This is a genomic window from Kitasatospora sp. NPDC059146 (assembly GCF_042786665.1).
GTDB lineage: Bacteria > Actinomycetota > Actinomycetes > Streptomycetales > Streptomycetaceae > Kitasatospora.
Map to the genome: position 1 here is coordinate 33,822 of NZ_JBHZCY010000054.1, position 22,783 is coordinate 56,604.

Annotated in this window: 19 protein-coding genes; 3 read left to right on the forward strand and 16 right to left on the reverse strand. The window is 73.2% G+C overall.

The features are described 5' to 3' along the window. Positions 1-43 precede the first annotated feature (43 nt). The 11 genes from htpX to ACFXPX_RS22990 all read right to left on the reverse strand — a co-directional run bounded on the left by htpX (position 44) and on the right by ACFXPX_RS22990 (position 11,123). Complete coding sequence (gene htpX / locus ACFXPX_RS22940; protein WP_375881899.1) at positions 44-907, reverse strand: zinc metalloprotease HtpX; 864 nt, start codon at positions 905-907, stop codon at positions 44-46. A gap of 118 nt (positions 908-1,025) precedes the next feature. Continuing rightward, positions 1,026-2,573: an NADH-quinone oxidoreductase subunit N gene (locus tag ACFXPX_RS22945; RefSeq protein WP_380642980.1), complete on the reverse strand. Its 1,548-nt coding sequence runs from the start codon at positions 2,571-2,573 to the stop codon at positions 1,026-1,028. 56 nt (positions 2,574-2,629) lie between these two features. Then, entirely contained in the window at positions 2,630-4,186 is a 1,557-nt protein-coding gene (locus tag ACFXPX_RS22950) for a NuoM family protein (protein WP_380531885.1), read from the reverse strand. Between the two features lie 65 nt (positions 4,187-4,251). Then, positions 4,252-6,294: an NADH-quinone oxidoreductase subunit L gene (locus ACFXPX_RS22955; RefSeq protein WP_380531888.1), complete on the reverse strand. Its 2,043-nt coding sequence runs from the start codon at positions 6,292-6,294 to the stop codon at positions 4,252-4,254. Next, on the reverse strand, positions 6,291-6,668 hold the full coding sequence (nuoK, locus tag ACFXPX_RS22960) for an NADH-quinone oxidoreductase subunit NuoK (protein ID WP_380531890.1): 378 nt from the start codon (positions 6,666-6,668) through the stop codon (positions 6,291-6,293). The genes ACFXPX_RS22955 and nuoK overlap by 4 nt, the downstream gene beginning before the upstream one ends. Then, the gene (locus tag ACFXPX_RS22965) at positions 6,668-7,372 is read right to left on the reverse strand and encodes an NADH-quinone oxidoreductase subunit J (RefSeq protein ID WP_380531893.1); all 705 of its coding nucleotides are present in this window, start codon (positions 7,370-7,372) and stop codon (positions 6,668-6,670) included. Before ACFXPX_RS22965 ends, nuoK begins: the two co-directional genes overlap by 1 nt. After that, on the reverse strand, positions 7,369-7,965 hold the full coding sequence (locus ACFXPX_RS22970; RefSeq protein WP_380531896.1) for a NuoI/complex I 23 kDa subunit family protein: 597 nt from the start codon (positions 7,963-7,965) through the stop codon (positions 7,369-7,371). The genes ACFXPX_RS22965 and ACFXPX_RS22970 overlap by 4 nt, the downstream gene beginning before the upstream one ends. Next, the gene (nuoH, locus tag ACFXPX_RS22975; protein ID WP_375881885.1) at positions 7,962-8,921 is read right to left on the reverse strand and encodes an NADH-quinone oxidoreductase subunit NuoH; all 960 of its coding nucleotides are present in this window, start codon (positions 8,919-8,921) and stop codon (positions 7,962-7,964) included. Before nuoH ends, ACFXPX_RS22970 begins: the two co-directional genes overlap by 4 nt. After that, on the reverse strand, positions 8,918-10,084 hold the full coding sequence (locus ACFXPX_RS22980) for an NADH-quinone oxidoreductase subunit C (protein WP_380642982.1): 1,167 nt from the start codon (positions 10,082-10,084) through the stop codon (positions 8,918-8,920). The genes nuoH and ACFXPX_RS22980 overlap by 4 nt, the downstream gene beginning before the upstream one ends. Then, on the reverse strand, positions 10,081-10,716 hold the full coding sequence (locus tag ACFXPX_RS22985) for an NADH-quinone oxidoreductase subunit B (RefSeq protein WP_380533039.1): 636 nt from the start codon (positions 10,714-10,716) through the stop codon (positions 10,081-10,083). The genes ACFXPX_RS22980 and ACFXPX_RS22985 overlap by 4 nt, the downstream gene beginning before the upstream one ends. Beyond that, the gene (locus ACFXPX_RS22990; RefSeq protein WP_375881878.1) at positions 10,707-11,123 is read right to left on the reverse strand and encodes an NADH-quinone oxidoreductase subunit A; all 417 of its coding nucleotides are present in this window, start codon (positions 11,121-11,123) and stop codon (positions 10,707-10,709) included. The genes ACFXPX_RS22985 and ACFXPX_RS22990 overlap by 10 nt, the downstream gene beginning before the upstream one ends. A gap of 336 nt (positions 11,124-11,459) precedes the next feature. Between ACFXPX_RS22990 and ACFXPX_RS22995 the strand changes: the two genes are divergently transcribed. Next, positions 11,460-12,629, forward strand: coding sequence for a sensor histidine kinase (locus ACFXPX_RS22995; RefSeq protein WP_380399093.1), 1,170 nt, complete (start codon positions 11,460-11,462; stop codon positions 12,627-12,629). 153 nt (positions 12,630-12,782) lie between these two features. Here the strand turns inward: ACFXPX_RS22995 and ACFXPX_RS23000 are convergent, their stop codons facing one another. Then, positions 12,783-13,880, reverse strand: a complete 1,098-nt coding sequence (locus ACFXPX_RS23000; protein WP_380642986.1) for a S1C family serine protease — start codon at positions 13,878-13,880, stop codon at positions 12,783-12,785. Between the two features lie 219 nt (positions 13,881-14,099). Here ACFXPX_RS23000 and galE point away from each other — a divergent pair, with 219 nt between their 5' ends. Then, positions 14,100-15,086 carry a UDP-glucose 4-epimerase GalE gene (gene galE, locus ACFXPX_RS23005; RefSeq protein ID WP_380642984.1) on the forward strand — a complete coding sequence of 329 codons (987 nt, stop codon included), beginning with the start codon at positions 14,100-14,102 and terminating at the stop codon, positions 15,084-15,086. 42 nt (positions 15,087-15,128) lie between these two features. On the opposite strand, the gene ACFXPX_RS23010 is transcribed toward galE, so the two are convergent. Next, positions 15,129-17,528 carry a PQQ-binding-like beta-propeller repeat protein gene (locus ACFXPX_RS23010; RefSeq protein ID WP_375881873.1) on the reverse strand — a complete coding sequence of 800 codons (2,400 nt, stop codon included), beginning with the start codon at positions 17,526-17,528 and terminating at the stop codon, positions 15,129-15,131. 424 nt (positions 17,529-17,952) lie between these two features. Here ACFXPX_RS23010 and ACFXPX_RS23015 point away from each other — a divergent pair, with 424 nt between their 5' ends. Next, the gene (locus ACFXPX_RS23015) at positions 17,953-18,600 is read left to right on the forward strand and encodes a TetR family transcriptional regulator (protein WP_188307623.1); all 648 of its coding nucleotides are present in this window, start codon (positions 17,953-17,955) and stop codon (positions 18,598-18,600) included. Positions 18,601-18,906: 306 nt separating this feature from the next. On the opposite strand, the gene ACFXPX_RS23020 is transcribed toward ACFXPX_RS23015, so the two are convergent. The 3 genes from ACFXPX_RS23020 to mqnE all read right to left on the reverse strand — a co-directional run bounded on the left by ACFXPX_RS23020 (position 18,907) and on the right by mqnE (position 22,533). Then, positions 18,907-19,851 carry a beta-ketoacyl-ACP synthase III gene (locus tag ACFXPX_RS23020; RefSeq protein WP_380522867.1) on the reverse strand — a complete coding sequence of 315 codons (945 nt, stop codon included), beginning with the start codon at positions 19,849-19,851 and terminating at the stop codon, positions 18,907-18,909. Positions 19,852-19,973: 122 nt separating this feature from the next. Next, positions 19,974-21,254: a L,D-transpeptidase family protein gene (locus tag ACFXPX_RS23025; RefSeq protein ID WP_375881867.1), complete on the reverse strand. Its 1,281-nt coding sequence runs from the start codon at positions 21,252-21,254 to the stop codon at positions 19,974-19,976. 115 nt (positions 21,255-21,369) lie between these two features. Further along, positions 21,370-22,533, reverse strand: coding sequence for an aminofutalosine synthase MqnE (gene mqnE / locus ACFXPX_RS23030; RefSeq protein ID WP_375881866.1), 1,164 nt, complete (start codon positions 22,531-22,533; stop codon positions 21,370-21,372). Positions 22,534-22,783: the final 250 nt, after the last annotated feature.

Here is a 22,783-nt window from a genome sequence, read left to right on the forward strand (position 1 = left end):
CGGACCCGGCCCCGGCCCCGGCCCCGGCCCCGCGCGGCGGCCGCTACGCCCGGTACCCGGCCATCCGCTCCAGCCGCGCGATCCGCTCCGCCATCGGCGGGTGGGTGGAGAACAGCCGCGCACCGGCCTCGCCCGGCCGGAACGGGCTGGCGATCATCATGTGGCTCGCCGTCTGCAGCTGGGGCTCCGGCGGGAGCGGCAGCTGGCGGGTACCGGCGTCGAGCTTGCGCAGCGCACTGGCGAGGGCGAGCGGGTCGCCGGTGATCCGGGCGCCGTCGGCGTCGGCCTGGTACTCGCGGGAGCGGCTGACGGCCATCTGGATCAGCCCGGCGGCGATCGGCCCGAGGATCATGATGGCGAGCATCCCGAACAGCCCGGGGCCGTCGTCGTCCTCGCTGCGGCCGAACGGGATCAGCCAGGCGAAGTTCACCAGGAACATCACCACCGAGGCCAGCGCCCCGGCGACCGAGGAGATCAGGATGTCCCGGTTGTAGACGTGGCTGAGCTCGTGTCCGAGCACCCCGCGCAGTTCGCGCTCGTCCAGGATCTGCAGGATGCCCTCGGTGCAGCAGACCGCCGCGTTGCGCGGGTTGCGGCCGGTGGCGAAGGCGTTCGGGGCCGGCGTCGGGGAGATGTAGAGCCGGGGCATCGGCTGCCGGGCCGAGGTGGAGAGCTCGCGCACGATCCGGTACAGCCCGGGTGCCTCGAACTCGCTGACCGGCCGGGCCCGCATGGCCCGCAGCGCGAGCTTGTCGCTGTTCCAGTAGGCGTAGGCGTTGGTCCCGAGGGCGACCAGCAGGGCGATCACGAAGCCGGTCCGGCCGAAGAAACCGCCGATCACCAGGATCAGTGCCGAGAGGCCACCGAGCAGGACGGCGGTCCTCAGTCCGTTGTGCCGGCTGTGCACGTCAGGCCCTCCAGTGGTGCGGTGGGGAAGCCCTTTCTGCCTCGTCCCTCTTGCCCGCTCAACGGGCGGGCCCGGGGACCTTGTTCCCTTGTGACCGACGCGACACCCGGTCGGCGGCTCAGAACAGCGAGCCGCCGGCCACTTGGAGGACCAACTGCGGGGCGACCGAGAGCACCACCGCCGCGGAGGCGGTGAGCCCCAGCGTGGCGGTCAGGCCGACCGGCAGCCGCCGCTCGGCACCGTCCTCGGCCGCGACGGCGGACGCGTCGGCCGGGGCGAACAGCCGGGCCGTCCACAGCAGGTAGTAGTACAGGGCGACGACCACGTTGACGGCCATCACCACGGCCAGCCACCCCAGCCCGGCGTCCACGGCCGCGCGGAACACCACGACCTTGCCGAACAGGCCGATCACACCGGGCGGCAGCCCGGCCAGGCAGAGCAGGAAGAAGGCCAGCGCCAGCGCCGTCCAGCGGTTGCGGGCGAACAGGCCGCGGAAGTCGTCCACGCTCGTCCCGGCCCGGCGGCCGACGGCGGCGACCACCCCGAAGGCGCCGAGGTTCACCACGCCGTAGATCAGCGCGTACGCGGCGGTCGCGCCCAGCGGATCGGCCCCGGTGGGCGCGTAGCCGGCCGCCGCGAGGGGCACCAGCAGGTACCCGGCCTGACCGACCGAGGACCAGGCCAGCAGCCGCACCGCGCTGTACCGGGTGTCGAAGCGCTGCCGCAGCGCGCCGACGTTGCCGACGGTCATGGTGACGGCGGCCAGCACCGCGAGCACCAGGCCCCAGGTGTGGGCGTACGGGCGGAACGCGACGGTGGTGGCGAGCGCCAGCCCGGAGAGGCCGGCCGCCTTGCCGACCACCGAGAGGTAGCCGGCCACCGGCAGCGGGGCGCCGGTGTAGGTGTCGGGCACCCAGAAGTGGAAGGGGACGGCGGCGACCTTGAAGGCGAAGCCGACCAGCGTCAGCACCGCCCCCGCCTCGGCCAGCGCCTTGAGCTGGGCGGGCGCGTGCTCCAGCCCCTGGGCGACGGCGCCGAGGTGCAGGCTGCCACTGGCCGCGTATACGAAGCCGATGCCGAGCAGCATCACGGCGGTCGCGGTGACGGAGGAGACGAAGAACTTGAACGCGGCCTCCGCGCCCCGCCCGTCCCGGCGCAGCGCGACCAGGGCGAAGGCGGGCAGCGAGGCGACCTCCAGGGCGATCACCATGGTCGCGAGGTCGCGGGAGGCGGGCAGCAGGGCGGCGCCGGTGGCGCTGGAGAGCAGCAGGAACCAGTACTCGCCGCGGGGCAGCTTCTGGTCCTCGACGGTGTGCATCGACAGCAGCGCCGCGATCAGCGCGCCGCCGAGCGCCAGCAGCTGGAAGACCAGCGCGAAGTGGTCGGCGACGTAGGAGCACCCGGTGGTGTCAGTGGCCCCTGCTACGTTCCGGAGGCAGAAGGTGGCCCGGGGTGATCCCCCGGTGAGGGGGAGGAGGGCGAGCAGGGAGAGGGCGAGTCCGGCCGCGGCCAGGCGGCCGAGCCAGCGCTTGTGCCGTTCGGGCAGGAAGAGGTCGGTGACCAGCACCGCGAGGGCGGCCACGGCGGCGATCAGCGGGGGCGCGATCGCCACCCAGTCCACGGACTGGATCAGGCTGCCCGGGTTGGCTACGGCGAGGGAGGTCACAGTGTGCTGCCCCGTGGAGTGAGGTCCGAGTGCGGCGGTGTGGGCTGCGAGCACGGTCAGCCACCCCCGAGGAGGTGCTTGACGGCCGGGTCGGAGAGCCCGAGCAGGAGGGCGGGCCAGAGTCCGGCCACCAGGGTGAGCGCGGCCAGCGGTGTCCAGCTGACGGCCTCGTACGGCCGCAGGTCGGGCACCTCGGGCACCGGCGCGGGCTGCTCGGGGTCGCCCATGCAGACGCGCTTGACCACGATCAGCAGGTAGCCGGCGGTGAGCAGGGTGCCGAGGCCGGCCAGGACCATGTAGGTGACGAAGGCCGGGCGGGACAGCCCGGCGGCCGGGTCGAAGGCGCCGAACATGGCGAGCAGCTCGCCCCAGAAGCCGGCCAGGCCGGGCAGGCCGAGGCTGGCGACGGCGGCGAAGGCGAGCAGCGCGCCGATCCGGGGTGCCCGGCCGTACAGGGCGGCGCCGGTGGCCCCGGCGAGGGTGTCCAGGTCCGCCGTGCCGTAGCGGTCCTTGACCGCCCCGACCAGGAAGAACAGCAGGCCGGTGATCAGTCCGTGGGCGATGTTGGCGAACAGCGCGCCGTTGACGCCGACCGGGGTGAGGGAGGCGATGCCGAGCAGCACGAAGCCCATGTGGCCGACGGAGGAGTACGCGATCAGGCGCTTGAGGTCGCCCTTGGCGCCGGGGCGGGCCAGCGCGAGGCAGGCCAGCGAGCCGTAGACGATGCCGACGGCGGCGAAGGCGCCCAGGTAGGGGGCGAGCGTCGCGGTGCCGTCCGGCACGACCGGGAGGAGCACCCGGACCAGTCCGTAGGTGCCCATCTTGAGCAGCACGCCGGCGAGCAGCACCGAGCCGACCGTCGGGGCGGCGGTGTGGGCGTCGGGGAGCCAGCTGTGCAGCGGCCAGGCGGGGGCCTTGACCGCCAGCCCGACCATGATCGCCAGCGCGGCGACCACCTGGGTGGTGTGGCTCAGGCCGTTGCCGTGCCCGGCGGCCAGCGCCTGCATGTCGAAGGTGCCGGCCTTGCTGCCGATCAGCAGGAAGCCGAGCAGCATCACGGCCGAGCCGAGCAGCGTGTAGAGGATGAACCGGTTGGCCGCCGGGGTCCTCGCGCCGCTGCCCCAGCGGGCGATCAGGAAGTACATCGGGATCAGCACGATCTCGAAGGACAGGAAGAAGAGGATCAGGTCCAGCACCGCGAAGGTGGCGAGCATGCCGACCTCCAGGAGCAGGAACAGCCCGACGAAGGCCTGCGGCGAGGGGACGCCGTCCCCCTCCGGCAGCCGCTTCTCCGAGTACAGCGCGCAGAGGAAGGTGAGCAGCGCGGTCAGCACGACCAGCGGCAGCGAGACGCCGTCCACGCCGAGGTGGAAGCGCACGTGCAGGGCCGGGATCCAGTCCAGGTCGGTGGTGGCCTGCATCCGGGCCGGCGCGTCGTGGTCGAAGCCGGCCGCGAGGAGGACGGAGAGCAGCAGCACCGCGCCGGTGAGGACGGAGTTCAGCCGCAGCGCCCGGCGGCCGGCGACGGCCCGGTCCGGGCCGAACACCGGCGCCAGGGTGAGCGCGGCGCCGAGCAGTGGCAGCACCAGGAGGGCGATGAGGACCGCGTTCATCGGGGGCTCCCAGCTTCGGCGGCGGACGGGACGGAGGGGACGGGGGTGGGGAACGACAGCACCGGCTACACCGCCACCAGGACGGCCAGCAGGACGACCCCGGCCAGCAGGGCGCTGAGGTAGGTCTGGGCGTTGCCGGTCTGCGCGAGCCGGACGGCCCGGCCCAGCAGGTTGGCGCCGATCCCGCTGCCCTGCACGTAGCCCTCGACGACCTCGCGGTCGAGGAAGCGGACCAGCCGGGCCGCCGCGACCACCGGCCGGACGAACAGCAGGTGGTAGAGCCGGTCGACGCCGAAGCCGTGCCGGGCCGGGCCGAACAGCGGGCCGAGCAGGGTGCGCCCGGGGTCGGCGACGACCACCTCGGCGGCGGGGGCTCCGGCCTGCTCGGGCACCCTCCCGGCGGCGGCCGGGGCCGGCCGGCCGGTGGTCAGCCGTGCGGTGGCCGAGCGCCAGGCGCCGTACGCGGCGAGCACGCCGACCACGGCGAGCCCGGTACCGGTGACGGCGGTGACGCCGGTGGGGCGCAGCGAGCCGCCGTCCAGCAGCGCGGGCAGCCAGTCCGAGCGCAGCCCGGCGACGCCGAAGCCGATGGTCGGGACGGCCAGCACCCACAGCGGCCAGCGCATCGCGGGCGGCTCGGCGGTGGCCGGGTCGGCCTCGTCCGGCTCGGGCGAGTACGGCGCGTCGGCCTCGGGGGCGGCCGGGGCGGCCTGGGCCGCCCGAACCGGTGCGGCCGCGCCGGCCGGGCTGTGGAAGGTGACCAGGAACAGCCTGGCCGCGTAGGCGCCGGTGAGCAGCGCGGTGAGCGCGGCCGAGATCAGCACGATCCAGCCGGCCGCCTGCGGCACCGCCGAGGCCGGGCCGAGGCCGTTGGTCAGCGCCTCGCCGTTGGCGGCGTGCTCGGCGGCGGTGAGCACCGCCTCCTTGCTGAAGAAGCCGGAGAACGGCGGCAGCCCGGCCAGCGCGAACAGCGCGATGCCCATCGTCCAGTGGGCGTCCGGGACGGTCCTGCGCAGGCCCGGGATCCGGGACATCGCGGAGATCGAGTTGGTGTGCGCGGCGTGGATCACCACGCCGGCGGCCAGGAACAGCAGCGCCTTGAACGCACCGTGGCTGACCAGGTGGAACACCGAGGCCTCGCGGTCCCCGCTGGCCAGCGCGCCGGCCATGTAGCCCAGCTGGCCGACGGTGGAGTAGGCGAGGACCCGTTTGAGGTCGTCCTGGGCGAGCGCGCAGAGCGCCGAGCCGATCATCGTCACGGCGGCCATCACCGCGAGCACCACCAGGGCCGCCCCCGACTGGAGGAACACCGGCAGCAGCCGGGCCACCAGGTAGATGCCGGCCGCGACCATGGTGGCGGCGTGGATCAGGGCGGAGACCGGCGTCGGACCGGCCATCGCGTCCGGGAGCCAGGTGTGCAGCGGGAACTGGGCGCTCTTGCCGGCCACACCGGCGAGCAGCAGCAGCGCGACCAGCGTCGGGTGGCCGAGCCGGCCCTCGGTCGCGGCCGACAGCACGTCGGTGATCCGGAAGCTGCCGGCGTCCGCGGCAAGCAGGAAGATCCCGAACAGGAACGGCACGTCACCGAGCTTGGTGACCAGGAAGGCCTTGAGCGAGGCCGACCGGGCGTCGGCGCTCTCCCAGTGGTGGCCGATCAGGAAGTACGAGCAGACGCCCATGACCTCCCAGCCGACCAGCAGCACGACGAGGTCGCCCGAGTAGACCACCAGGAACATCGCCGCGGTGAACAGCGAGACCAGCGCCGCGTAGGACGGGTAGCGCCGGTCCTCCTTGAGGTACGCGGTCGAGTAGACCTGGACGCAGGTGGCGACCAGGCCGACCAGCACCGAGATCAGCGAGGTGAAGCCGTCCAGGTGGACGGAGAGCGCGATGTCCGGACCGCCGGTCGGGGTGAGCCGGGTGGCGGCGTCCAGGGTCCGGCCGGTGCCGAGCTGGAGGGCGACCACCAGGGCGAGCACGGCCGAGACGGCGACCGGGACGATCGCCAGCGGCCGGGCCAGCCCCGGCGCCTTCTTGCCGACGGCCAGGGTCGCGGCGGCGCCGAGCGCGGGCAGCGCGGGGACGAGGACGGGCAGGGCGAGGTTCATGCGGTGGCCCGGCCCTTCAGTGCCTCGGCTGCGACCGGCTCGTCCTCGGCCGGGGTGTGCGGCTCGGCCGGGTCGCCGAGCGCGGTGGCCCGGTCGATGTCCGCCGTGCCCCGGGCCCGGAACAGCAGCAGGACGATGGCGAGCCCCAGCCCGATCTCGGCGGCGGCGACGGTGATGGTGAACAGGGTGAGCGCCTGCCCGGCGTGCAGCGAGTCGCGCAGCCAGGCGTCGAAGGCGACCAGGTCGAGGTTGACGGCGTTGAGCATCAGCTCGACGGACATCAGCACCAGGACGGCGTTGCGCCGGGCGAGCACGCCGTACACGCCGACGCCGAACAGCAGCGCGGCGAGGACGACGGGGTAGGCGAGGTGCATCAGCTCTCCTCCGACGCGGACGACGAGGACGACGCGGGTGCCGAGGGCTCGGGCTTGGGCGTGGTCGCGGCCACGGTCCCGTTCGAGCCGACCGGCCGTCCGGCCCGCAGCTTGCCCGCCCGCGGCGCCGGCACCCGGCGCCCGGACCCGCGCGACAGCACGATCGCGCCGACCAGCGCCGCCAGCAGCAGCACGGACAACGCCTCGAAGGGCAGCACCCAGTTGCGGAACAGACTGGCGCCGGTCACGGCGGCCGAACCGCCGCCCGCGCCGAGGTCGATCCAGGAGGTCCGGAAGGCGTCGACCACCAGGGTCACCAGCGTCCCGGCCGCGGCCAGCGCCACCACCAGGGCGACCCAGCGGTTCTCGGAGTCCGCGTCCGGCGAGCGCCCGATCGGCGCCCTGGTGAGCATCAGCCCGAACAGCACCAGGACGACCACCGAGCCCAGGTAGATCAGCACCTGCACCCAGGCGATGAACTCGGCCGTGAGCAGCAGGAACTCCACCGCCAGCCCGCCGAGCGCGACCACCAGCCAGAGCGCGGCGTGCACCAGCTGCTTGGTGGTCACCGAGACCACCGCCGAGCCGAGCACCGCGATGCCGACCAGCAGGAAGACGACCTCCTGCCCGGTCGGGGACAGGAACGAACGGGCGGCCGGCTCCAGGGAACCGGTCGCCGCGAGGAACGTGGCAGCGGCGTTCACGCGTCGTCACCCTTCTCCTCGGTGGCCTCGGCAGCGTCAGCAGCCTCGGCGGCGGCCTCGATCGCCGCGACGGCCGCGGCGGCCAGCTTGTCCGCCGCCTTGCGCGCGGTGGCGATCTCCTTGGGCTCCTCGGCCGCCGGGTCCAGCGCCGGCGGCGCCGGGACGGTCCACATCCACTCGCGGAGCTTCTCCCGCTCGTGGGTCAGCTCGTGGATGTCGGTCTCCGCGTACTCGAACTCCGGCGACCAGAACAGCGCGTCGAAGGGGCACACCTCGATGCAGATCCCGCAGTACATGCAGAGCGAGAAGTCGATGGCGAAGCGGTCCAGCACGTTGCGGGTGCGGGCCCGGGCGTTCGGCTCGGCGGCCGGCAGCGTCTCCTTGTGGGAGTCGATGTAGATGCACCAGTCCGGGCACTCGCGCGCGCAGAGCATGCACACCGTGCAGTTCTCCTCCAGCAGCGCGATGACGCCGCGCGAACGCGGCGGTAGCACCGGCTGGACCTCGGGGTACTGCGCGGTGACGGTCTTCCTCGTCATCGTCCGCAGCGTCACGGCCAGGCCCTTGGCGAGGCCGGCACCGGGGAAACTCATGCGATCGCCACCTTGATGATGCCGGTGAGGGCCAGCTGGACGAGCGCGAGCGGGATCAGCACGATCCAGGCGAAGCGCATCAGCTGGTCCTCGCGCAGACGCGGGTAGGTGACCCGCAGCCAGATGACCACGAAGGCCAGCGCGAAGGTCTTGAGGAGCATCCAGAGCCAGCCGAGCTGGTCCGCCATCGGCCCGTGCCACCCGCCGAGGAACAGCACCGCCGTCAGCGCCGACACCACCAGGATGCCCACGTACTCGGACAGCAGGAACAGCGCGAAGCGCAGCCCGGTGTACTCGGTGTACGCGCCGAAGATGATCTCCGAGTCGGCGACCGGCATGTCGAACGGCGGCCGCTGGAGCTCGGCCAGACCGGCCGTGAAGAACACGAAGGCGCCGATGATCTGCCAGGGCAGCCAGTACCACTGCCAGGCGTCCAGGATCCCGGGCAGCGACAGGGTGCCGGCGGCCATCGCCACCGAGGCCGCCGCGAGCACCATCGGCAGCTCGTAGGACATCAGCTGGGCGGCCGTGCGCAGGCCGCCGAGCAGCGAGAACTTGTTCGCCGAGGCCCAGCCGGCCATCAGCTTGCCGATCACGCCGACGCCCATCACGGCCAGCACGAAGAACAGCCCGGCGTCGATCGCCTGCCCGACGAAGCCGTTCGGGCCGACCGGGATCGCCAGCAGCACGAAGAGGTACGGCAGCAGCGAGACGGCGGGCGCCAGCTGGAAGACCCGGCGGTCCGCGTCGGCCGGGACGATGTCCTCCTTCTGGGCGAACTTCACCCCGTCCGCGACGAGCTGGGCCCAGCCGTGGAAGCCGCCCGCGTACATCGGGCCGAGCCGGCCCTGCATGTGCGCCATCACCTTGTGCTCGGTCTGGCCGATGAGCAGCGGGAAGACCAGGAAGACGACCAGGGTGGCGACGCAGCGGAGCACCGTGTCGAGCAGGTTCACGCGCCGTCTCCGTCCTGGTCGGCCGCTCCGGCCGAGTTCTCGTCCTTCGCCCCGCCGGGCTCCTGCTCGCCGGGCCCGCCCGACGGCTTCTCCTCGTGGGCGGGCACCGGGTGGTGCCAGGGCGCGTCGGAGGACCGGGGCCGGGCCGGGGCCTGGGGCTCGGCCGTCGGTTCGGCCGTCGGTTCGGCCGTCGATTCGGCCGTCGATTCGGCCGTCGGTTCGGCGGCGGTCTCGGCCGCCTGGCTGACCGAGCCGGCGGACACCGACCGGGTCCGCCGCGGCCGGTCGGTCCGCACCGGTGGAGCGCCCTCGGCAGCGGGCACGCCGGGAGCAGCCGAGGCCTCCGGAGCCGCCGCCTCCTCGCCGCCCGCCTGGCTCGCCGAGCCCTCGGAGACCGACCTGGTCCGCCGCGGCCGGTCCGCCCGCACCGCCGGAGCGCCCTCGGCGGCAGGTGCGCCCGCGCCGGCCGCAGCCCCAGCCGCAGCCGCAGCCGCGCCCGCCCGAGGCGTACGCGCCGCCGCGCCGGCCGCCCGCGCACCGCGCGCGGGCCGCTCGGCCACCGGCGGCAGGGTGCCCTTGAGCGGCCCCCACTCGTTCGGGTCCGGCACGCCGGCCGGCTGCATCTTGCGCCGGGCCGGTCCCGCGCCGTGGTCCGACTCGCCCGGCTCCTTGGCGCCCGGCCAGTCCTTGGCGACCCGCGCCGCGAGCACGAACTCCTTGCGCAGCGGGTGCCCCTCGAAGCCGTCCGGCAGCAGCAGGGTGGCCAGGTGGGGGTGCCCGGGGAAGTCGATGCCGAACATCTCGTGGGTCTCGCGCTCGTGCCAGGCGGCCCCGGCGTACACCGCGACGGCGCTCGGCAGTGCGGCGCCGTCCCGCGGCACCCGGGTGCGCAGCGCGAGGTGCCGCACGCCCGGCGCCTCGACGGCGGCCAGGTGGGCGACCACGGAGAAGCCCTCGGCGAGCTCGTCGACGGCGCTCAGCCAGTCGAAGAAGCCCAGGCCCAGCACGTCGCGGGCGGTGGTGAGCGCCTCGATCCAGCGCTCGGCCGGCACGTCGACGGTGATCAGGCCGTACGCCTCGGCGCCGGTCGCCCACTCCCCGACCGACGCCGCGTACTGCTCCGCCGTGAGCGTCTCGACAGGTCGCTCGCCGCGCTCGCTCACGACACTCCTCCATCGTTCGGGGGCCCCGCCACCAGCGGCCGGCGCAGTGCCGCCGCGGGCGCGGTGTAGCGGCCGGGCAGGGACTCGGCGGCGATCTTCTCCTGGAGCTTGAGGATGCCCTGGAGCAGCGCCTCCGGCCGCGGCGGGCAGCCGGGCACGTAGACGTCGACCGGGATGATCTGGTCCACGCCCTTGGTGACGGAGTAGGAGTCCCAGTACGGGCCGCCGGAGTTGGAGCAGGCCCCGAAGGAGATGACGTACTTCGGCTCGGGCATCTGCTCGTAGAGCCGCTTGACGGCGGGCGCCATCTTGTCGGTGACCGTCCCGGAGACGATCATCAGGTCCGCCTGCCGGGGGCCGGGCGCGAACGGGATCACACCCATCCGGATGAAGTCGTGCTTGGCCATGGACGCGGCGATGAACTCGATCGCGCAGCAGGCCAGGCCGAAGTTGAAGCACCAGAGGCTGTAGCGGCGGCCCCAGTTGAGCACGACCTTGACCGGGTCCGGCGCGAGCCGGGCCAGCGGGCCGATGCTGCGGCGCCCGACGGCGCCGGGGGCGGCCGGGTCGGGCAGTCCGAGCGGGACGGGACCGCCCTGGCCACCGTGCGAGTGGGTGTGCGTCACGTCCATTCCAGAACGCCCTTCTTCCAGGCGTAGAGCAGTCCGACCGCGAGGAAGCCGATGAAGAGGAACATCTCGATCAGCGTTCCGGCGCCGTACCCGGCGGTGGCGAAGACGGTCGCCCACGGGAACAGGTAGATCGCGTCGACCGCGAAGATCACGTAGAGGAAGGCGTACACGTAGTAGCGGATCTGGGTGTGCGCCCAGTCCTCGCCCACCGGGTCCACCCCGCACTCGTAGGCGAGGAGCTTCTCGGGCGAGTACACCACCGGCCGGAGCAGCCGGTTGGCGGTGAACGCCACGGTCACGAAGAGCACCCCGATGACGGCCAGCAGGCCCATCGCGGCGTACGCGTCGAAGTAGCCGCCGCCGACCGACGGGTCGGCCGCGACGGCAGCCACCTGCTGCCCCTCCATGCCTTCGCCTCCACCTCGGCCGCGAACCCGCCCTCAAGACAGTTCTACGACTTTTCCTCACACGGTCTTAACCATGGCCAATGCGTGAGTCTAAGGGGAGGGCTCCACTCCCCCCGAAACCTGCCCGCTCCGCAAGACGTCCCGTGGACAACCCGGTGAACGCCCGGAGGCCCTCCGGGGTGGGGATAACCCCCGCCCCGGAAGATGTATCACCCCCATGGCACATCCCCTCCCCCGTTCGGGATGCTGGGGGCCGCCAGCTCGAACGAGGGGACGGATGATCCGATGAAGTCGCTGAACCGCGCCGTGGACGCCATCAAGGAGCAGGACGCTCGGATGGAGCGCCCGCCGCTGTACGGCGCGCGGATGTGGCGCCAGGTCGGACACCTGATGCTCAACTTCCCGCTGGGCATCGCCGGCTTCGTGCTCTCGGTGACCGCGCTGTCGGCCGGCCTGGGCCTGTCGGTGACGGTGATCGGCCTGCCGGTGCTGGCCGCCGGCCTGGCCGGGTCCCGCGCCCTGGGCGCCCTGGGCCGCAGCCGGGCCCGCTCGGCGTACGGCTCCGCGATCGACGATCCGCAGCCGGTGAAGCAGCGCCGCCCGGGCCTGGTCGGCTACACCATCGCCCACCTCACCGACCTGCTGAACTGGCGCTCGGCGCTCTACAACGTGCTGATGCTGCCCTGGGGCATCCTGAGCTTCACCCTGACCCTGGTCTCGGTGATCACGCTGTGGCCGGTGCTGCCCTTCATCGTGCGCGCGATGGCCGCGGTCGACCGGATCCTGATCGAGTCGCTGCTCTTCCCCGGCGCGCTGGCCGAGCGGGTGCGCGAGCTGGAGGACGACCGCGGCACCGTGGTCGAGACCGCCGCCGCAGACCTGCGCCGGATCGAGCGGGACCTGCACGACGGCGCCCAGGCCCGGCTGGTCGCGCTGGCGATGGACCTCGGCATGGCCAAGGAGCGGCTGCGGGAGGTGGAGACCCAGGAGGACATGGCGGTCGCCGCCCGGATGGTCGACAACGCGCACGGTGAGGTGAAGCTGGCCCTCCAGGAGCTGCGCGACCTGGCCCGCGGCATCCACCCGGCGGTGCTCACCGACCGCGGCCTGGACGCGGCGCTGTCCGCGGTGTCGGCCCGCTGCACCGTCCCGGGCGGGGTGAAGGTGAACGTCGACCTGGCCGGGCCGGACGGCGAGCCCGAGCGCCCGGACTCGGCGGTCGAGGGCATCGCGTACTTCACCGTCAGCGAGCTGCTGACCAACGTCTCCAAGCACGCCGGCGCCACCAGCGCCTCGGTCGACGTCTGGCGCTCGGACGACCAGCTGATGGTGCTGGTCCAGGACGACGGCCGGGGCGGGGCGGCCCCCTACCCGGGCAGCGGCCTGGCCGGGCTGGCCGAGCGGATCCGGGCGGTGGACGGGGTGTTCCTGGTGGAGAGCCCGGAGGGCGGCCCGACCACCGTCACCGTCGAGCTGCCCTGGCGCACCCGCACCGCCCGCCGCTAGGAGGCGCCCCGGACGCCCGGGAACGCGAAGGGGCGCCGGGACCCGTCGAGGCAGTGGACGGGTCCCGGCGCCGGTCCGGTGCGGCGGCCGCCCCGCGGAACCCTTGCGCGGTGGACGGGCCGGCCGGCGTACCGGGGTCGGGGGGCGGGTGCGCTAGGAGCTGCTCTCCAGCGTGCCGAGGGTGACGTCGGCGGTCGCGGCGTTGCCGTCCCTGGTGTAGCCGACGGTGACCTTGTTGCCCGGGGTGAGCGAGGCGAGCGCGGTGGTGAGCGCGTTCAGCGAGTCGACCGGGGTGTCGCCGAGCTTGGTGATGACGTCGCCGGCCTGGAGCCCCGCCGAGGCGGCCGGGCCGCCCTGGCTGACCGCCACGATGACCGCGCCGGCCGGCTGGAACTGCTGGTTGAAGCTGGTCCGGGCGGTGACGCCGAGCGCGGCCCGCCCGGAGTTGGTGACCTTGCCCTGCTTGATCAGCTGGTCGGTGATGTTGGTGATGGTGGACGCCGGGATGGCGAAGCCGATGCCGGGGGCCGCCGCGCCGTTGGTCTGCGGCTCGGTCGCGGCGAGGGTGTTGATGCCGATCACCTGGCTGTCCAGGTTGACCAGCGCGCCGCCGCTGTTGCCCGGGTTGATCGCGGCCGAGGTCTGCACCATGTTGCCGATGGTGGCGCCCGGCGAGCCGCCGCCGCGGGGCTCGGAGACGGTCCGCCCGGTGGCCGAGACGATCCCCTGGGTGACGCTGCTGGAGAGCCCGAGCGGGCTGCCCATGGCCAGGGTGATCTGGCCGAGCTGGACCTTGCTCGAATCGCCGAAGGCGGCCGGCTTGAGGCCGCCGGGCGGGCTGCTGAGCTTGATCACCGCGAGGTCGGAGTCCGGGTAGCTGGCGACCAGGGTGGCGTCCAGCGACTTGGTGGAGTTGGCCAGCGTCACGGTGAAGGTGGTCGCCGAGCCGACCACGTGGGCGTTGGTGACGATGTCGCCCTTGTCGTCGTAGACGATCCCGGAGCCGAGGCTGTCGCCGGTGGTGATCTGGACCACCGAGGGCAGCACGTCGGCGATCACCTTCTGGTACGCGTCCTGCAGCTGGTTGGCGCCGCCCGGCTGGGCGGCGGGCGCGACGGAGGCCTGCTTGCTCGCGCCGGGGGAGGAGGCCGAGGCCGAGGAGGAAGAGGCCGAGGAGGAGGACGAGCTGCTGCACCCGGCCAGCGCCAGGGCGAGCGCCGTGACCGCCGCGACCCCGCCGGACGCGAGCAGCCGCCGGTGCGCCGCCTTGGGACCGGTCGGCCGGGGGCCGGCCGGCAGCGGTCGGTTGTGTTCCTTCTTTCGGCTCACCTGGCTGCCTCCGATTCGTCACCGCGCGGGCGCGGGCATGAGAGCACGGAAATCTTTGTCAGCATTTCACCGATTTGTCCGTTTTGCCGTCCCGACTCGCCCGAACACCGGCGACCGAAACCGAACGCCTAGGATTGCCGCATGACTTGGTTGATCACCGGCGGTGCCGGATACATCGGCGGACACGTCGTCCGCCAGCTGCTCGACGCCGGTGAGCGCGTCGCCGTCCTGGACGACCTGAGCACCGGCGACGCCTCCCGGGTGCCGGCCGGCGTCCCGCTGATCGAGGGCTCCACCCTGGACCGCGCCGTCCTGGACGCCGCGATCCGCGAGCACGGCATCGAGGGCATCCTGCACTTCGCCGCCAAGAAGCAGGTCGGCGAGTCGGTCGAGCAGCCGTTCCTGTACTACCGGGAGAACATGATCGGCCTGCAGACGGTCCTGGAGGCCGCGGCCGAGGGCGGCGTCAAGCGCTTCCTGTTCTCCTCCTCCGCCGCCGTCTACGGCATGCCGGACGTCGACCTGGTCACCGAGTCGACCCCGTGCGCCCCGATGAGCCCGTACGGCGAGACCAAGCTGGCCGGCGAGTGGCTGGTCGCCGCCGCGGGCAAGGCCCACGGGATGTCCACCGTGGCCCTGCGCTACTTCAACGTGGCCGGCGCCGCCTCGCCCGAGCTCTCCGACACCGGGGTGTTCAACCTGATCCCGATGGTCTTCGAGCGGCTGACCGCCGGCGAGGCCCCGCGGGTCTTCGGCGACGACTACGCGACCCCGGACGGCAGCTGCGTCCGCGACTTCATCCACGTCTCCGACATCGCCTCGGCGCACGTCGCGGCCGCCAAGCGGCTGGCCGCCGACCCGGCCGGCGAGACCGCGCTGGTGCTGAACATCGGCCGCGGCGAGGGCGTCAGCGTCAAGGAGATGATCGAGGTCATCGGCAAGGTGACCGGCTACGACACCACCGCCGACGTGACCCCGCGCCGCCCCGGCGACCCGGCCCGGGTGGTGGCCGCCGCCGACCTGATCCACCGCGAGCTGGGCTGGAGCGCCGGCCACGACGTCGAGGCCATGGTCTCCTCCGCGTGGGAGGGCTGGTGCAGCCGCCACCCCGGGGCCCGCAAGGCCTGACCGGTCGGTGACCGGACCACCGGACGGCGGTGTCCGCCCCGCTCAGCGGGCGGGCACCGCCGTGCCGTAGTAGGCGTCCAGCGCGTAGACGCAGCGGTCCTTGGAGCCGACGAAGACCCGCCCGCCGACCGCCACCGGGGAGCCGGTGAGCTCGCCCTTGGTGCCGAGCTCCCAGCGCAGCTGACCGGTCGCCAGGTCCAGGGTGTGCAGCGAGTGGTCCCGGCTGCCCAGGTGCACCAGGCCGTCGGCCACCGCCGGGGAGCCGACGATCTCACCGCGCGTGGTGTAGCGCCAGCGCTCCCGGCCGGTCGCCGCCTCGAAGGCGTACAGCACCTCGCCGCTGCCGACCAGCACCATGCCGTCCCCGACCACCACCGGCTCGGCGCCCTGGCGGCTGCCGGTGACCCCGCGCCAGCGGTCCAGGCCGGTGGCCGCGTCCAGCGCGTAGACGGTGCCCAGGTAGTCGGCCACGTAGACCGCGTCGCCGTCCAGCGCCGGCGGGGTGAACAGCACCACCGGGGCGTCGAAGCGCCAGCGCTCGGCTCCGCTGGCCGCGTCCAGCGCGTACACCCGGGTGCCCGCCGTCACGTACAGCACGCCGCCGCGCTCGACCGGGTGCGCGGGCACGTCCTCGCCGACCTGGAAGGACCAGCGCAGGCCGGCCCCGCGCGGATCCACGCAGCGCAGCCGTCCGGCGCCGAAGTAGTAGGCGGCGCCGCCCACCAGGACCGGGCCGGACTGCGGGTTCTCGTAGTCCTGCTGGGCGTCGTCGGCGCGCCACAGCTCGGCGCCGGTGGCGGCCGCGCGCAGCTGGACGCCGCCGCCGCGCACCCCGCAGCAGAGCACGCCGTCGGCGGCGGAGAGCGAGTAGACCCAGCCGTCCAGCGAGGTGCGCCAGCGCTCGGTACCGTCCGCGACGTCCACGGTGTACAGGTGCGGGCCGTCCGCGGCGTGCACCCGGCCGGCGTCCACCGCGAGCGCCCAGGCGACGTCCCGGGTCTTGTAGCGGCGCTCGCCGGAGCCGATGTCCAGCGCGTGCACCTCGAAGCTGGAGACGAAGAGCGTGCCGTCGGCGACCACCGGGGTGCCCCAGACGTCGTTGGACATCCGGAACCGCCAGGGGCGCCAGCGGGCCGCCGCCGCGGGCGGCGGGGTCGGAACGGGCGGCGGGGTCGGCGCCGCCCGGCGGACCCAGTCGGTGGTGGCCGGGGCGGTGCTCGGACCGGGCTGCTCGTGCTCGGCCCGCGGCCCCGGGCCTATCCGCACCGAGGCGCCGGACAGCTGCACCTCGACGGCCATGCCGCCGGTGGGCGCGCGGTGCTTGTTCTTGGAGGGGATCTTCGCGGTCGGGATCCCGTCGTCCTGGCCCCCGGGGCGCGGCCCGGCGTGCACCGGCCCGGTCGGCGGGGCGTGCCCGGCCCCGGGGTAGGTGCGCGGGTCGTCCGGGCCGGGGTGCGGCGGCGGCACGTGCGGCTGCTGCGGCGGGCCCTGGGTGTGCGGCGGCCGCGGCGGCTCGGCCGGGCCGGGGTACGAGCGGGGCTGGGCGCTCGGGCGGCGGCCGCGCTTGCGCTCGATCAGCTCCAGCGCGTGGGGCGGCAGCCAGTCGCCGACCTCCCCGGCGGCGTCGTCCCGGGAGAACAGGTGCGGGGCCAGCTCGGCCTGGATCTGCGCGGGGGTGGGCCGGCGCTCGGGCGCCTGCTGCATGCAGGCCCGGACCAGGTCCATCAGCTCGGGCGCCATCCCGGTGAGGTCCGGCTCCTCCCGCAGCAGCTGGAACACCGTCTCGACCGGGTTGGAGCCGCGGAACGGGGGGTGCCCGGTGGCGCAGAAGACCATCAGCGAGCCGAGCGAGAAGACGTCGCTGGCGCCCCGGACGGTCCGGCTGTCCCGGGCCTGCTCCGGGGACATGTAGGCGGGGGTGCCGACCGCGACGTTGGTCATGGTCAGCCGGGTGCTGGAGACCCCGGCCGCGATGCCGAAGTCGATCACCTTCGGGCCGTCCTCGACCACCAGCACGTTGGAGGGCTTGAGGTCGCGGTGGATCAGTCCGGCCGCGTGGATGGACTGCAGCGCCTCGGCGATGCCCGCGACCAGCCAGCGGGTGGCGTCGACCGGCAGCGGGCCGCACTCCTCGACCAGGTCCTCCAGGGAGGGCGCCGGGATGTACGCGGTGGCCAGCCAGGGCACCCGGGCGTCCGCGTCGGCGTCCACCACGGCCGCGGTGTAGAAACCGCCGACCGTCTTGGCCGCCGCGATCTCCCGGGCGAAGCGGACCCGGAACAGCTCGTCCTCGGCCAGCTCCCCCCGGACGGTCTTGATGGCCACCCGGCGCCCGGAGGCGGAGCGCGCCAGGTAGACCAGCCCCATCCCACCCGCGCCGAGCCGCCCCAGCACCTCGAAGGGCCCGATCCTCCTCGGATCGTGCGCCGTCAGCTGGTCCACTCCGCAGCCACCTCCCCGTCGTCCGCACCCGCCGCGTGGTGCCGGACCCGATTCTCCAATGCCGCCCCGCGCAACTCCAACCTCCCCCACCGGGAGACGGCCACCGCCCCGGACGGACAGTCCGCTGGTCAGCGGTGACGGAACGGCCGGATCCTGACGCCCGATCCGGCCCCGGCTTGCGCCACGGAGCCCGGACCGTCCACGTCCCGACCCCCCTCACCGGTCACGCTCTGTCACCCGACCACCCCTCAGCGGACTCGCCGTCACGCTATGGGGTCAAAAGCACACGGGGGGGCTTCAAGAGCGCCTTCGGACCCCGGTGAATATCCGTCCGAAGTGGTTCAGGCCGCTATAGCGACCCCCGTGCGGAGTAATAGTCGCATCACCGAATCGCGCCAAGATCGTGCCACGGTAAGCTGACGGCATGACAGGACAAGTTCGCACCGTCGACGGTCGCGTCGCCGGGCGACGCGGACAGGAGACGCGGCAGAAGCTGCTCGACTGCCTCCGCGAGATGCTCAGCACGTCGCCCTATCGGGACGTCAAGGTCATCGACGTCGCCCGTATGGCGGGTACCTCCCCCGCGACCTTCTACCAGTACTTCCCGGATGTCGAGGGCGCAGTCCTCGAAATCGCCGAGGAAATGGCCAAGGACTCCGACACCCTCAAAGAGCTGGTGGCCGGAAAGTCCTGGGCAGGGAAGTCCGGACCGACCACTTCGGAAGAACTGGTCGACGGATTCCTCGCCTTCTGGCGCAAGAACGACGCCATTCTCCGAGTGGTCACGCTCGGTGCCGCAGAAGGGGACAAGCGGTTCTTCAAGATCCGCATGACCGTCCTCAACTCGGTCGCCAAGCCGCTCGCGGAGGCCGTCAAGGAACTCCAGGCGAAGGGTCAGGCCGACAAGTCACTCGACCCGAACGCCGTCGCCGGGGCCCTGGTCTCGCTGCTCGCCTCGGCGGCCGAGCACCAGAAGGCCTTCACCTCCTGGGGCGTCAAGGTCAAGGACCTCAAGCCCAACCTCGCTCCCCTGGTGTACCTGGGCGTCACCGGCAAGAAGGCGCCCAAGTAGGACCCTCCTCCGACCCACCATCCGCTCCGCGCGCAGCCCCGGCCTCCTGTCCGGGGTACGACGGACGGCGGCCGTGTCCTCGGGGGAGGTCCGCCGACGTACCGCACGCGCGCCAGACATGCCGGTGGGCGGGCACCCCTCACACAGGGTGCCCGCCCACCGGCATGCTGCTACTCGCCCACTCGCCTCCGGGGCGCTCTGACCCGGTGCCGACGGTCGGCGCTCCCTCGCTCCTTCGTCGCTCCCTCGCTTCTCCCTTTCGGCACCAGCGCGCCCCTTCGGCTCGGGGCGGGCAGGCCGGGCGAGCTACGGGCAGCGGACCACTTGGCCGGCGTAGGCCAGGCCGCCGCCGAAGCCGAAGAGCAGGACCGGGTCGCCCGGGGAGAGCTCGCCGCGCTCGACCAGCTTGGAGAAGGCGAGCGGGATCGAGGCCGCCGAGGTGTTGCCGGATTCGACCACGTCCCGGGCCACCACCGCGTCGCCGAGGCCCAGCTTGGCGGCGATCGCGTCGATGATCCGCAGGTTGGCCTGGTGCGGGACGAAGCCCTTGAGCTCCGACGGGTCGATCCCGGCCCGCTCGCAGGCCTGCCGGGCCAGCGGGGCGAGCTGGGTGGTGGCCCAGCGGAACACCGACTGGCCCTGCTGGCTGATCACCGGGTCCCAGCCGGTGATCACCACGGCGTCGCCCCGTTCCGGCTCGGAGCCCCAGACCACCGGTCCGATGCCCGGCTCGGCGTCCTCCTCCTGGGCCTCGACCACCGCGGCGCCGGCGCCGTCGCCGAAGATCACGCAGGTGGAGCGGTCGGTCCAGTCGAGGGTGTCGGACATCCGTTCGGCGCCGATCACCAGCGCGCGCCGCGCCGCACCGGCCCGGATCGCGTGGTCGGCGGTGGCCAGCGCGTAGGAGAAGCCGGAGCAGACCGTGTTGATGTCGTAGGCGGCGGGCGCGCGGACGCCCAGCCGGGCAGCCACCGCGGCGGCGGTGTTGGGGCTGCGTTCGATCGCGGTGCAGGTGGCGACCACCACCAGGTCGATCTCCGCCGCCGTCCGGCCGCTGTTGGCCAGCGCCTTCTGCGCGGCCTCGGTGGCGAGGTCGACCAGGGTCTCGCCCTCGGCGATGTGCCGGGTGCGGATCCCCACCCGGGTGCGGATCCACTCGTCGTCGGTGTCGACGAATGCCGCCAGGTCGTCGTTGGAGAGCACCTTGGGAGGCTGGTAGTGCCCGAGTGCCACAATGCGCGAACCGCTCATGCTGCCATGGAACCGGGTTACCCGCTGGTCAGCCGGGCACGACCGGCTACAGGATCCGCAGCTGTGATCTGTAGGGGCTCCACAAGGCCCTTGGGGCGCCTGGGCCCGGGCGTCCGCCGAGGTCAGGCGGCCAGCGAGGTGGCGTCGCCCATCACGATCACCGGATGGGCGGCCGGGTCCAGGGTGCGGATCAGCTGGGCCATCTTGTCCTCGGGTATCGACACGCAGCCGTGGGTCGGGCCGTCGTGGTCGACGTGCAGCCAGATCCCGCCGCCCTTCTTGCTGCCCATCGGGCGGCGCATGTCGAGCGGGGAGCTGCCGGCGACCCGGTTGTAGTTGATCGCGACCACGTAGTCGAAGGAGCCGGCCAGCTGGTCGCCGAAGAAGCCCGTCCCGGAGACCACGAAGCTGGCGTCCTTGTCGTACGGGAGCTTGCTGCCGGGGTTGGCGTTGCGGCCACCGGCGTCGGTGAGGTCGAAGACGCCGATCGGGCTGCGCAGGTCGCCCTCGTTGTGGTCGGTGGTCCAGCCGTTCTTGCCGTTGTGGCCCTGCCAGGTCTCACCGGCCAGCCAGCGGCCCTCGGGGGTGCGGGTCCACAGCGTGACGCTGTTCCTGTCGGTGTCCTTGCCCTGGCCGGTGGCGACCACGACCTGGGTGGTCGCGGCGGGGATCTTCGCGGTGAAGGCGGCCCCGAGGCCGGGTATCGCGGTCAGGGAGCCGTCCGGGCGGGTCTCGCTGCGGCCGGCGGCCGCGGGGGCGCTCTGCCGGTCGGCGGCGGCCTGGACGGCCGCGGGGGCGGGCGTGACGGGGTGGTCGGGCTTGCTGACGCCCTCCGGCCCGGGGCCGTCGGCGGCCGCGGCGACGGACTTGGCGCCGTCCTGGCCGACGGTGTACCAGCCGGCGGCGGCCGCGACCAGCAACGCGGTGCCGGCCATCACGGCCTTGCCGTGTCGTTTCTGCTTCGCCTTGCGCCGCCGGCCCCGGGAGGCGGCCCGGCCACCGGGCGCGGGGGCCGCGGCGGCGATGGGCGTGACGGAGGCGAGGGGCGCGAGGGGCTCGACCGGTTCGGGCTGCTCGTACTCCGGCTGCCCGTACACCGGCTCCTGGTAGGCGGGCTCCTGGTAGACCGACGGCTCCTGGTGAGCGGTCCCCTGGTAGGCGGGCTCCGGCTCGACGACGTACGGCTGGAAGGGCTGGAACGGCTGCTCGTACGCCCCGGAGTACCCGTCGGCCGGCTGCCGGTACTCGCCGTAGTACTCCTGCGCGGCGGGCTGCGGGACGGCCTGCGGGTACGGCTCGTACGCCTGGTACGGCGCCTCGTGCGACTGCTGCGGCACCCCGTACCCCGGCTCCGGCATCGGCTCGTACGGCGGGTACTCGGTGGCGCGATGGGAACCGGACATGCCGTCGATCCTGCCAAACGCCCTACCCGTTGGTAAACCCGGGGCGCGTGCGGGAGCCGTGAAGACGCCGCCGCCCGGAGCGCGGGTGCGGTCCGGGCGGCGGGGAAAGCGCAGGTCAGAGGCGCATCGCCTGCGGGGTCTCGCGACGCGTCAGGTCGGGGCCGTCGTACTCGCGGATGATCTCGTAGCGGGTGTTGCGCTCCACCGGGCGGAAGCCGGCGTCCCGGATCAGGCCGAGCAGGTCCTCGCGGCCGAGCTTGTTCGGGGTGCCGAAGTTGTCCGCGTCGTGGGTGATCTTGTACTCGACCACCGAGCCGTCCATGTCGTCCGCGCCGTGGCTGAGCGCCAGCTGGGCGGTGGTGACGCCGTGCATCACCCAGAAGACCTTGACGTGCGGGACGTTGTCGAAGAGCAGCCGGGAGACCGCGAAGGTCTTCAACGCCTCGGCACCGGTGGCCATCTCGGTACGGGCCATCAGCTTGTTGCGCACGACGCCGTCCTTGGAGTCGTGGAAGTCGTGCTGGTAGCGCAGCGGGATGAAGACCTGGAAGCCGCCGGTCTCGTCCTGGAGCTCACGCAGCCGCAGCACGTGGTCGACCCGGTGGCGGGGCTCCTCGATGTGGCCGTACAGCATGGTGGCCGGGGTCTTGAGGCCCTTGGCGTGCGCCAGGCGGTGGATCCGCGACCAGTCCTCCCAGTGGGTGTCGTGGTCGACGATGTGCTGGCGGACCTCCCAGTCGAAGATCTCCGCGCCGCCGCCGGTCAGCGACTCCAGACCGGCGTCGATCAGCTCGTCCAGGATCTCGTCGGCGGGCAGGCCGCTGATCTTCTCGAACCAGTGGATCTCGGTGGCGGTGAAGGCCTTCAACGAGACGTTCGGCAGCGCCGCCTTGAGCTCCCGCAGCGAGCGCGGGTAGTAGCGCCACGGCAGGGTGGGGTGCAGGCCGTTGACGATGTGCAGCTCGGTGAGGGAGTCGCTCTCCATCGCCTTGGCGAGACGGACGGCCTCCTCGATGCGCATCGTGTAGGCGTCCTTCTCGCCCGGCTTGCGCTGGAACGAGCAGTACGCGCAGGAGGCGCTGCAGACGTTCGTCATGTTGAGGTGGCGGTTGACGTTGAAGTGGACGACGTCGCCGTTCTTCCGCGTGCGCACGTGGTGGGCCAGCCCGCCCAGCCAGGCCAGGTCGTCGCTCCCGTAGAGCGCGATCCCGTCCTCGCGGGTCAGCCGCTCACCCGCGTAGACCTTCGCCTCCAGCTCGCGCTTGAGCCCTGCGTCCATGCGGTGACCCGCCTCCTCAGACATTCGATTCCTTGCCGGAGACGAGGTTACGCCTATGCCGACGGAGGCCGGGCGAGGGCGTGCCCCTAGGGCCCGTCTTCAAACTCCCGCCTGCGGGGCGACGCCGGGGCACGCACCTCGCCGCGTTGTCGTCGGTCGCCAATGCTCCGCAGTGGCTCCCTCCTCCGCCTTGCGATGCACGCACCCCAACGCCGCGACCTGATCCGACAAAACCCGGGAGACAGGCCTA

Excerpts from the sequence above, each read along its gene's own strand:
- ACFXPX_RS22950 (WP_380531885.1), bottom strand. The coding sequence starts at position 4,186 with ATGAACGCGGTCCTCATCGCCCTCCTGGTGCTGCCACTGCTCGGCGCC.
- ACFXPX_RS22955 (WP_380531888.1), bottom strand. The coding sequence starts at position 6,294 with ATGAACCTCGCCCTGCCCGTCCTCGTCCCCGCGCTGCCCGCGCTCGGC.
- nuoK (WP_380531890.1), bottom strand. The coding sequence starts at position 6,668 with ATGCACCTCGCCTACCCCGTCGTCCTCGCCGCGCTGCTGTTCGGCGTC.
- ACFXPX_RS22970 (WP_380531896.1), bottom strand. The coding sequence starts at position 7,965 with ATGAGTTTCCCCGGTGCCGGCCTCGCCAAGGGCCTGGCCGTGACGCTG.
- ACFXPX_RS22985 (WP_380533039.1), bottom strand. The coding sequence starts at position 10,716 with ATGGACGTGACGCACACCCACTCGCACGGTGGCCAGGGCGGTCCCGTC.
- ACFXPX_RS22990 (WP_375881878.1), bottom strand. The coding sequence starts at position 11,123 with ATGGAGGGGCAGCAGGTGGCTGCCGTCGCGGCCGACCCGTCGGTCGGC.
- ACFXPX_RS22995 (WP_380399093.1), top strand. The coding sequence starts at position 11,460 with ATGGAGCGCCCGCCGCTGTACGGCGCGCGGATGTGGCGCCAGGTCGGA.
- galE (WP_380642984.1), top strand. The coding sequence starts at position 14,100 with ATGACTTGGTTGATCACCGGCGGTGCCGGATACATCGGCGGACACGTC.
- ACFXPX_RS23015 (WP_188307623.1), top strand. The coding sequence starts at position 17,953 with ATGACAGGACAAGTTCGCACCGTCGACGGTCGCGTCGCCGGGCGACGC.
- ACFXPX_RS23020 (WP_380522867.1), bottom strand. The coding sequence starts at position 19,851 with ATGAGCGGTTCGCGCATTGTGGCACTCGGGCACTACCAGCCTCCCAAG.
- ACFXPX_RS23025 (WP_375881867.1), bottom strand. The coding sequence starts at position 21,254 with ATGTCCGGTTCCCATCGCGCCACCGAGTACCCGCCGTACGAGCCGATG.
- mqnE (WP_375881866.1), bottom strand. The coding sequence starts at position 22,533 with ATGGACGCAGGGCTCAAGCGCGAGCTGGAGGCGAAGGTCTACGCGGGT.